The organism is Bacteroides sp. UBA939, assembly GCF_002293435.1.
In the GTDB taxonomy this organism is placed as follows: domain Bacteria; phylum Bacteroidota; class Bacteroidia; order Bacteroidales; family Bacteroidaceae; genus Bacteroides.
Window position 1 is genome coordinate 1 of sequence record NZ_DBDF01000111.1, and the last position, 11192, is coordinate 11192.

General features: G+C 47.1%; 4 protein-coding genes. 1 reads left to right on the forward strand and 3 read right to left on the reverse strand.

The genetic code is table 11. The annotated features are described in order from the left end of the window. Nucleotides 1-128: 128 nt before the first annotated feature. Complete coding sequence (locus B2Z67_RS07480) at nt 129-1106, reverse strand: AAA family ATPase (protein WP_291529196.1); 978 nt, start codon at nt 1104-1106, stop codon at nt 129-131. Nucleotides 1107-1512: 406 nt separating this feature from the next. On the opposite strand from B2Z67_RS07480, the gene B2Z67_RS07485 reads away from it, so the two are divergent. After that, on the forward strand, nt 1513-2694 hold the full coding sequence (locus B2Z67_RS07485) for a M24 family metallopeptidase (RefSeq protein WP_291529197.1): 1182 nt from the start codon (nt 1513-1515) through the stop codon (nt 2692-2694). A gap of 93 nt (nt 2695-2787) precedes the next feature. Here the strand turns inward: B2Z67_RS07485 and sprA are convergent, their stop codons facing one another. Together sprA and ruvA are read right to left on the reverse strand one after the other, a co-directional pair. Continuing rightward, nucleotides 2788-10320 carry a cell surface protein SprA gene (sprA, locus tag B2Z67_RS07490; protein ID WP_291529198.1) on the reverse strand — a complete coding sequence of 2511 codons (7533 nt, stop codon included), beginning with the start codon at nt 10318-10320 and terminating at the stop codon, nt 2788-2790. Between the two features lie 86 nt (nt 10321-10406). After that, a complete protein-coding gene (gene ruvA / locus B2Z67_RS07495) occupies nt 10407-11012 on the reverse strand; it encodes a Holliday junction branch migration protein RuvA (protein ID WP_291529199.1) in 606 nt (201 codons plus the stop codon). Nucleotides 11013-11192: the final 180 nt, after the last annotated feature.

Here is an 11192-nt window from a genome sequence, read left to right on the forward strand (position 1 = left end):
GAACATAGAACTGGACACCCTACTTACTGTGTTACAGCCCTTTTGGTGATTGAACTTATCATAACATGATGTGATTGTTTCTGTAAGACAAGTATCTATGTAACATTCCGGAATAATTGTGAGTCCGTTCATTCAGTCAAGAATATTTCTGCGTTAAAAAATAAGTCTACGCCAAGCGAGTACGCTTTATTCATTTCTTCTTCGGAGAGTCCTTTAACAGTTGTTTCCCCATTCTTAAAATCAATAAGGTAGATGGCTAAATCCTCTTTCTTGTTTTCTAAAAAATCATTCAAAACATAGGGACTGTGGGTTGTAATAAAGAATTGGTTTGATTCGGAGTAGACAATATCTGTTGTTATTTTAGAGATGTATGGAGGATAAGAATGTGCTTCCGGTTCTTCAAACGTCAAGATGGCATTCTCATTGCTGGCTATAGCTGTTTTATAATACATTATTCTTTGCAGAGTGTCGGCAATAGAATTGAATGGTACTAAATAAATACTGCTTCCTGATACCTGCTTAAACAATTTAATTTGCTGGCTTGCTTGGTCAAAAGATAGTTTTATACCATATAATGCGAGGATCTCAGAAATCTCGTTCTTCGTATCTTCTAATGAATTTAAGATGGCCGATAGATTACATCCGCTTGTTGGTTGTAAGAAATTAAGTCCGGTGTTCTCAAATTGAAAGGGGGTCGGAAAGAAGTAACTTCTCACATCTTTATTTGGCATCTCTGACCCGGTTTGCTTAACTTTCAAACTGCTTAATTCGACAACAGATTTACCATTGAGAAGACCATTCAAGCGAGATACAATGCTTGTTTTATTGGATTGAAGAACAAAATTATCCGAATCGGTGTGTATCTCAATATTTTTTGTTTTATCTCCGTTGTAGAATAATTCGGATTCGTTTTCGCATCTGATAAACTGTTGAATGGATTTATTATTTGTATACCGGGCATAAGGTAAACTGAAGACGGAAAGAGCTTCTAATATATTACTCTTTCCCACATTGGGCTTCCCTATAAGCAGGTTAATTCTTTTACAATTTTCAAGAACAACATGCTTGACCGATTTAAAGTTCTTTATTTCAATTCTCGTTGTCATATTTTTCCTCTTTTTTCAATGAGACATCCTGATACTGCTAACAAATATAGTGAATTTTATGCGATAATATATAGAATTGAATGTTTTTCAGGTATCAATCAATGAAAATGCATCATTACAACCTTGTGTAAATGGTATACGAACTGGTTCGTGATTTTAAATGGCATAGCCGAAATCAACAATTAGTAATTAGCTTAAAACGATATGGAATGAAACAAAACCATTGGTGTGGTTGCGCTACAATACAAGGGTGTAGCCTTGGAAATAAACCGTAGTCAGGAAGAAGTCCTCCTGTATGTACCGAGCTATAAAGGTTGATAGACCTCGGCTTTTTATTCAACAAAATTTGGATGATATCAATTAGTTTTGGTTATCTTTGGCGCCTTAAAACATAAATACCACTGAGATGTTACAATCCGAATTAACACTGAGGCGCGATAAGATACGCTCCCTTATGGCTCAAGAAGGAATTGAAGCCGCCCTTATCACTTGTAATGTAAACTTGCTCTATACGTATGGCCGCATTGTCGGCGGTTATCTGTATCTGCCTTTGAATGCTCCGGCGCGCTTGTTTGTTAAACGCCCTAACACGCTTAAGGGTGAATACGTTCACCCTATTCGCAAGCCGGAACAATTGCCTGAGTTACTGAAAGAAAACGGTCTTCCGATACCGGCAAAGCTGATGTTGGAAGGAGATGAACTCACGTACACGGAATATACCCGTCTGGCAGCCTGTTTTCCGGAAACTACTGTCGTAAACGGAACTCCCCTGATTCGCCGGGCGCGTTGCATAAAGACGGAGATGGAAATTGAGATGTTCCGTCGTTCGGGTATTGCGCATACGAAAGCGTACGAACAAATACCGTCGGTCTATGTTTCCGGTATGACGGATCGCCAATTATCAATAGAAATAGAAAGACTGATGCGCCTTGAAGGTTGCCTGGGCATATTCCGGACATTCGGTCAGAATATGGAAATATTTATGGGCAGCCTCCTGGCGGGAGATAATGCAATGACGCCTTCGCCTTATGACTTCGCTTTAGGAGGTGAGGGACTTGATTCGTCCATACCTGTCGGAGCGAACGGTACTTTATTGCAGCCCGGACAGAGTGTTATGGTGGATATGGGTGGTAACTTCTATGGATACATGGGAGATATGAGCCGTGTATTCTCTATCGGTAAGTTACCGGAGAAGGCGTACGCCGCACACCAGGTTTGTCTGGATATACAGGAAGCCGTGATTGAGAGTTCAAAGCCGGGCGCCGTATGCGAAGACCTTTATAATATGGCTATTGGTATGGTGACTAAAGCAGGATTTGCCGATTACTTTATGGGAGTGGGACAGAAAGCCAAATTCATTGGTCACGGTGTAGGCTTGGAAATCAATGAAACTCCCATACTTGCTCCGCGTATGAAACAGGAGTTAGAGCCGGGCATGGTATTTGCCCTTGAACCCAAAATTGTGTTGCCCGGCGTCGGGCCGTTGGGTATTGAGAACTCTTGGGTGGTTACGGAAAGCGGGGCGGAGAAACTGACGCCGTGTGAGGAGAGGATTATAGACCTGCGAAGCGGAGCTTCGCAATTTTGAATTATGAATTATGAATTATGAATGGCTGCGCAATCGTGCTGCATAGCCATTCATAATTCATAATTCATAATTAATTTAGCGCTACGCGCTAAATTACCGCGTCAACGAGAACTTCATACTGAAACCAAAGTCAGCGCTGACCACCGGATAAGAACCGGAAGAAATAAGCGGAGTGTTTTGTTGGCGGTCATAGTAAAGCCGGAGAGTTAATAAACGGCTCAATGTATAATCTGCCGAACAGGAGATTTTCAGAGCCTTGTTTCCGCTGGTTGCTTGTGCAAAGCCTTGCTGTATGTCACGACAGAGGGCTGACTGATTACGGAACGATACATCGGCACGGAGAGTAAGGTCATGGCTGGTGGTATTCCTGCTGTTCCTCACATTGCGATTAGTGAACAGCTTAAAATCCACAATCTTATATCCCAACCCTACCACTAAGTCGCGCGAAGCAGTCTCCACCAATTGATAAGCGCTCATGCTGAGGTTCAGAATACGGCTGGTTCTATACTCCACCTTAGCAGTAAGTCCGTTTTGAAGAGTGGCATCCATACCTATAAGAGGTGAAAACTGTTCGTTGATAGATACCATACTGACATCAAAACGGGATGAAGGAACAGGATTGTTGCTCTGTACATCTTCCACAAAACCAATATCTCCCATATAGCTCATAAAACTTTGGAACGTGTTATAACTACCTATACTGTATGTGCTCCGGTAAGCATGGTTCAGGTTAACGCTGCGGAAATGCTTCTTGAACCAGGCTATTTTGCTCAGCCCGTTATAAGTGATACGCCAGTTGGGCATCATGGAAAGCAGACCGGGGAAGAAATCGAGCGCATTGTTCCGTGCATCTCTTCCTGTATATGTAGCAAAGAAAGCGGGAATCATAACATCCGGAGAGTATTTGCTGATAGTACCGTTTGCAGGATCAAAAGTCTGTCCCGCCAGCACACTGCCTTGCGGATATTGAGCGCCGGAATACCGCGCCTCCACACGTTCGCGAACAAAATCAAGATTATTGCGGAAACGCTCAAAGGTTTTGGAACGGTAAGCGTTGCCGGCGCTGGGACGTTCAAAGGCGCTACCGATGGAAATAATACTCATGGAGAAGTTTCCGCTGCGAGTATCCGGTGTTCCCTCGAACATGTATTGCATTTCGCGGCTTTGGTTTCTGGTACGGTTGGCTGTCAGGTCTATTTTGAGATCCCGTATAGGTTCTAAGGAAATGCGCAGTTGCAGGTCTTCAAGAGCGTTACTGCCGGCAGGGCTGACTACAGAGTCGTTGCAGATGAGCCAGTTGTTCTCCAGCGCCCGGTCAATATAACTGTCTCCTGTGAACCCAAAGGCAAAGTCCAACCCCGGCGCAAGGAAACCACCCTGCTTCTTCTGTCCAAACATATCACCTACTTCAGGACGGAAGCCGGGAAGCATCATGGCGTATGTATTCTTATATGTGAAACTGAAATTGCGTACACTCATTGCAAACCGCGCGGCATGTTGCCCGAACTTGTACCACCAGCCGTCTTCGGGTTTCGGGCCGGGAATAACAGTCAGTTTGATGCATGCCGTATCCCGGGTGTCGATACGGAGAGAGTTGGCATCCAGAACTTTGTATCGTACGGGGTAACGGCGTCCGTCAACGGTGAGCGCCGTAACTTTGGGGCGTTTGGAGTTCATGTTGTGCACGATAGTCAATGCAGTGTCCGCTTGCAATTGCACTTCCTTGTCAAAGCGGAGAGGTTTGGCATTCTTGTTTTCTGCCGGATTACGGTAAGAAGCGGAGAAGCGGCGGTTTACGTTTTTAAGATAAGGTATCTTGTTGTACAACGCTTCCAGGTTAAAGCGGGAGTTCACATCAATGCTGCGTTGGTTACTGACAGTATTCCCCATTTCCACACCACCGGCGAGGGACACTCCGCGATCCCAGTTGTAGGAAGAGGCAAAGCGGAAGTCGGCGCTAATCCAGTCTGTCACAGGGAACATATCAAACGGGAGTTTATAAGTAGCATTGAATGTCTGTTGGAAGCCGATGGGGCGACCGAGGCTGAACAGACTGCGGCGTACGGTATCTTTCCATGCGGTGTACTCATCGGGATAGAGGTCTTTGTTGACTACGCCGTAAGGTTCCTCAACTTCGGCATGAGTAGCCGAAGTATAGTTAAGGCGCAGGTTCTTTGTCAAATCCCAACGCAAGGCAAAGTCACGGTTCCAGAGGAATTCCTTGGCTATGGATACGGGGATATTTTCCATGCCGGTATCTCCGCCTTCCGTGTGGATTCCGGCAGTCAGCATTTCCAGGTCACGCAGTTGTAATTCGTAGTAATGCCGCGTCATATCCGTATTGAATGATATGTTCTGCGGTAACCAGTTCAGATTAAAATCTTTAATAATGCGCAACCACGGCGATTTACTTCGTATACTTTTGAAAGGTTCCCACGGTTTGTAGGCAGGGGCGTAGTTGTACGTCATGGCGGCGCGCCAGTCCGTTTCATTTTCATAGGCGGTAGTGCTGCCGTGGTTGTGACGGTATGAGTTGGAGTAACTGAAGGTGAAGTTCCCCGGATCGTAAGGCATGGGATTCTTGCTTATGATACCCAGGCGCATGTTGCTGAGGCTGAAGTTGCGGTAGGTAGCTATTTCCCGGGCAATGTTCATCAACGAGTCCCGTTCCCAATCGGTTATGAAGGCGTCGAGAGCATCTTCCAGCAACATGTCCTTATCCAGCGGATTGTATTTGGGAGTGGTTGCCTCTTTGGAATAAGAGAAGTAGACTGGCGCATTCAGTTTAACTGCCTTGGGAAAGAACCGTCCGAAGTCGAACGTAGTGGTGAAGTTATATTGGTAGTAATCGTCCAGACGGCGTTCACTGACACTCTGTTCGAGCCCGCCGAAACCTGCCGTTTCAATATGTCCCCCAACATTAACATTACCGATGTCGGAAAGCTGTAGATTGAGGTTACCTTGCGCCGCCCATCCGCCGTCTTCGTTAAATTCGGTAAGGCGAAGTTCGTTTACCCATACCTCTGCCGATTTAACGGTACGGGCATTGTTGCGCACGCCAATCATCAGGGTTTTTACCTCTGCCAATGAAGGATTGCCTGCGATACTTACTTTATTGGCGGGATGTTCCGGGTCATACTCGGCATATACTCTGGAATAGGAGACACCGCTGTTGGGCGTGTTCTTCAGCCGGTTGCGGTTTTTCTTGACGTTGGTCAGTAGGCTCAGGTCAATGTCGAGGCTGTTGGCATCCGGCCACACGGCAAGACAACCGGCTGTAGTGCTGCCGTTATACTCGCCGTGCGGAGTAAGAGTAAGAGGAATTTCATATTCGTAATAATTGCTGCGATAGTCTGAACCGAGACGGATGAAAACGGATAGTTCGCCGTTTTGCGGGTCGGTATTCAAATCCGGCAAGGCTTCAGCATGTGCAAACATTTGCAGCCGTTTGTATTGCCGCATGTCCATTCCCGTGTTTTTATAGACGGCGCGTGCATCACCGGGGGTGAGGTTTTCCAGTTTCAGGCTCATGGCTTGTTCGTTCTGTTGGCGCAGTTGCGGCTGCCCGGGGTCAATGACGCGGGAAATACCGGGAGGCATTGTGTAGTTTACCGGAGTACGGTCGCCGTTTTCTTCGATGTTGACGGCGGAAACCGTTAACGTTGCGTTGCTTGCGGTACTGCTTCCTTGCTGGGTGTTGGTCAATGCATCCGTATATGTGCGCCATTCGCCGCGTACCAGTTCGAGGGTGGCAAAGCGTAGTACTACAGGCTTTTCAAATCCGGTCAGGTACATGCGCATAAAGCGGATTGATTTTAAGTCTCTGATATTGCCGATAGCTTGACCGCTGCGTACGGGAACTTTAAACTGATACCAATCCACCTCTTCCGTCCTGCCATTGCGCAGCCGGACACTGACCGTCCGTTTGTCCGTAATGTAGTTCTGTCCTACTTGCAGCCGGGTGGGGTCGAGGTTGATGCGGTACTGGAAATACTTCTCCGTTTCGTTCAGTGTATTGTCCTGATTGATGTCTTCCACATCGGGCACGGTTTTGGCGGAAATGTCGTAACGTTCCGGTGAGTCCTCGCTGGCGGTGGAGTTTCCTTCCGTATTATTGTAATATTTGTAGCGTTCAAGGATGGAGCGTTCTTCCCGGTCGTAATCTGTTCCGCGGAAATAGTGATAATTGTCTCCTGCCGGGTCATTATAGAATTTCTCGAAGGTTTCAGTGTCGACGGTGCTCTGTACCTTCTCCAGATAGTCCCTGTAAGTGGAGAAAGTGCGTTCGTCTTCTGTGGAGAGTCCATTCAAACCGATATCCTGGCGACGGCGGGCGCCGGTGGCATTGTCAAAGGCATACACAATGCTCCGCTCGCGGGGAATCCGTCCCCAAACAGTTTCTTCGGTTTTAGTCAGATCTCCGTCGACAGGCATTCCGTTTTCAAAGAACTTCTTACCGTCTTTCAGTATGTCTTCGGATATTTCACCCAGATTGATGTAAAGGTCGCCTCCGGAGATACTTCGTCCGAGGCTGTTTCTCGTCATCCCCGGTTTATGCTTCCGTACTCCTCCGGAAGTAGTTCCCTGTGTCTCGGCTGAGTTATCATCTTCTTCTTCATAAATAAAAGGATCGAGTAGCCAGAACGAAATGTACTCTACATTGGCGGCTTCAAAGTCGCTGGTATCCAGTTTGCGCATCATGCCTCCCCAACGGTTCTGCGGATTGGTTAATGTACCGTCCGGGTTCAGGTCCGTACTCAGATTATAAGGCCCTCGCTCCTGTGGGTAATAGGCAAGATTCAGTACGTTCATTGCCGCAGATTCCTGATAGGGGAGTTCTTTGTTGGGGAAAAGCTCCTGTTCGTAAACCTCGCGCACGTAATGGTTGGAGAGTTGGTCGAGGTCGTTCTTTATGTGCGTTGGAGTTAATGAAGAGTTGCGTCGTGTGAACAGTCCGTCGATATGATACCATGCCAGCAACGCACGGTTTTTTCCATATTCTATATTGTTGCTGAGCGCCGCTTCCGGAAAAAGATTGGCGGTTGTGGGGGTGTAGGGCGTGCTTGCCAGCATCCAGTACGATGGTTGGCGCAGGTCGATGCCACTTTGCGTGCTTTCGAAATCGTCGACGTACGAAGCATCTTGTTGTAACCCCTTGGCATGTCCCGGAATAAGGTGGGCGAACTCCACTCCGAGATTGATGGAGGACGGTGCGGTGGCGCTGACGAACGGAAGCTTATCTATCATATTTGTCAACCATTGGCTTTCCGTTTTCCAGGAAGCGTTTACTCCCCATAGCGTGTTGGAGAGTGGTTCTTCACCCATGGCGACTTTACTCGTCAGTGGTTTCTCGCTCAGATGCATGATGCTTCCGCCGAGTGAAAAGTTGCGTGAGAAATCGTACGTGAAGTTCATACCCAGCATCGTTTTCCGCTGCATACTGTAGAGGGTGTTGCTTTCCAGATTTACGCTGATGGGGGTACCTGCATCAATGATACTTTGATTGAGGATGGTAACAACTCCCATGGTATAGTCCACGGTGTAATCTGAGTTTTCCGTAAGAATGACACCACCTGCCGTTACCCGTACCGAACCTTCGGGGATGTTCATGGAACCCAGCCGTATTTCGTTCGCGTTCGACGCGCGGTATTCTCCTGTGAGGCGGAACTTGTTCTTCTCCGCCGTCTGGCGCGCTACGGTACGGGTGGAGTCGTATAGTTCCTGGAATACGTATTTGTCTGCCAGCACATCGTCCCCCATCGCTTTTCGTAAATGGCTGCCGAAAGGTTCCACTACCGGAAAGTAGATACGTCCGTCGGATGCCGTAACCGTGTAGCTCTCCACAAAGTCGAAGAAACCATCTGCGCCGGTCTGGTTTTGGCTGTTCAGGCGGTCGAGATTCATGACACGCAATAAAGGTGTCTTGGCTATTTTCCCTTCGGGGATATAACGCAGGTAAACCCCTGTCGTATCGCTTTGGTAAGTGATGTCCAACCGGAACTTTTCTTTCTGCACGGCGTAAGCATTAAGGCTGTAGACGTTCTTCATCATCAAGTCCCAACAACCGGCGTCGGGTGAGTTAGCCGTGTTCTTCAAGAGTTTTACGAACAGGCTCTGTCCCGTTTCTTTGATATCCGAGGCGAATTCGCCTACCTGGTAATTTCTTCCTCCCAATGTATATTCAAAGGCTACTGCCAATACTTCATCCGGTTGCAGGGTTTGTTTCAATGAGATGTAGCCGAGCTTTGCGTTCAACGTGTACTCCGAGGAAGTGAGCAGGCGGGCGCTCTCTATTTTTTCATAATCCATGCCGCTTTGTACGCCGGGAATGGCGTTCATCGTGTTAGTTACCTGGCTGATGTCGCGGGCGGCGGCATATCTGCTTATCATCTGCGAGTAGAGGATGTTGGCATTATTTGCCGGGACATTGAGGTTGGAAGTCGGGTTTTGAGGATTACCCGTTCCTGGCCATTGGGTGTTGTTGCTGATGTGGAAGGCTTCTCCAAGATCTGTAAGCGCTACGATATTACGAGGATTGTCGTAATTGTTCCGTTTGTTGGTTACCCACACTTCGACGCGGTTGATTGTAATTCCCGACAGTACGTTGGGAAGCTGTGCCAGATTCTTGTCATAAGCGTCACGGAAGTAATGCGCCAGAAAGAAATGCCGGTTCTCTTCGTAATTATCGGCGGAAAAATCAAAGGTTGTTGTCTGTGCGCCACCCCGGCTTGTCACTGTTTTGGCTTCACTTTCCTGTTGGCTGACTACGGCTTGCAGTTTTAGCTTCCCGAATTGCAGGTCGGTGCGTATGCCGAATAGCGCCGACGCTCCCCGTATCAGTGAGTTATTGGTGGACATGCTGACGTTTCCGGCTTCGATGAGTTTGATTATCTCGTCTTCTTTTCCTTCATACCTCAGTTTCAATTGTTTGGTGTCAAAGTCGAACGTGGCGTCTGTGTTGTAGTTCATGTTCAGGTTGATTTTGTCGCCCACCTTTCCGCTGACAATGATGTTTATCTTTTCATCGAAATCAAATCCGAGTGTTTTCCGCTGGCTCTCGGGCAATGAGGGGTTCTGCACGTTTTTGTAGTTTATTCCGAAACTAAGTTCTGCATTGCCTTGCGTGCGTATCTGTACTCCGCCGGGGCCGAATAGTTTCTCTGCCGGACCGAGGTCGAACTTCATATCCAGGAAGTCGAATGCTTCTTTTCCTTTGCCGATTTGCTCTCCATTCTTCTGTCGGTAGTATGCTTGCATGGATTGTTTGAGCGTCCAGTCCAGGTATTCTTCGGGAGTGAGTAATAACGGTACGCCGATTTCTGTTTTACCCAGTTTGGTGCGGATAAAGTATTTGTTTGTTTTTATGTCGTACTCTACTTCTGTCCGCAGGTTCATCGGCGATTTCAGGTCTGCCGGGCGCGGGGATAGTTCCTGCAATGTGGCGGGTACTGTTTTGCGGACGGAGTATCTTGGGGGGATTGTATCTTGGGTGTGGGTAATTTCTGTGTCTTTTGTGTTTTCTGTATTATCTTCTTGCGTCACGTTTTGTCCCATAACGACAAAACTGCCGGACGTTAGCCACAACAGCAGTATTAGGATGATATGTCGTATATGGGGAGAATTCATGTATGTTCAGTTCTATGAATGATAATTTAGTGATGGGAATGGATCCGTGTCGTCCGCGTATCCATTCTCACCTAAATTCTCGTCTGCTATAGCCTTTTCAGTGCCAATTTAATAACCTGTTCCACCGGTGCCTCCGGTTCTTCCTTCAGTATCGCCAATACCACCTTTTGCGATGGCGCTTGTGCAAATCCCAGCATTGTCAGTGCGGAAATAGCCTCTTCCTGTACCTGTACATTTGCAGCAACCGTCATTCCGCTGAGGCTTCCTATGGCGCTTCCCATAGCCGCAGCTCCTGTCTTAATCTTATCTTTCAGGTCGATAATGACACGTTGGGCTGTTTTTAATCCGATACCTTTCACCGTTTTCAGCATGTTTGCATTCTCGGTACTGATAACACTCACCAGTTCAGCGGGAGAGAGCGCCGAAAGTATCATGCGCGCCGTATTACCTCCGATGCCCGATACGGAGATTAACAGCAGGAATAACTCCCGTTCCTGTTTGTCGGCGAAACCAAAAAGGATATATGCATCTTCCCGGATAGCTTCGTAGATGTATAGTTTGCACTCTTTTTTGCCCTGAATGGCGGCATACGTATTCAATGAGATATTAACGGCATATCCCAATCCGTTGCAGTCGATAACTGCGGTTGCCGGGCTAAGCTCAGCAAGTCCGCCTTTGATGTATTCTATCATAATACCTTGTATAACGTGCGTGCGCGTGGAATATTGTATTTGTTTATCGGAGAGTATCCAACAACAATGATTTCATCGAAATAATGCTTTATATTCAAAACATAAGTAGATGTTCATAATTAGTTTATACTATGAATGATAATATAGCGAACCGGAATCTCAATCCGGTTGCTGCGCAAT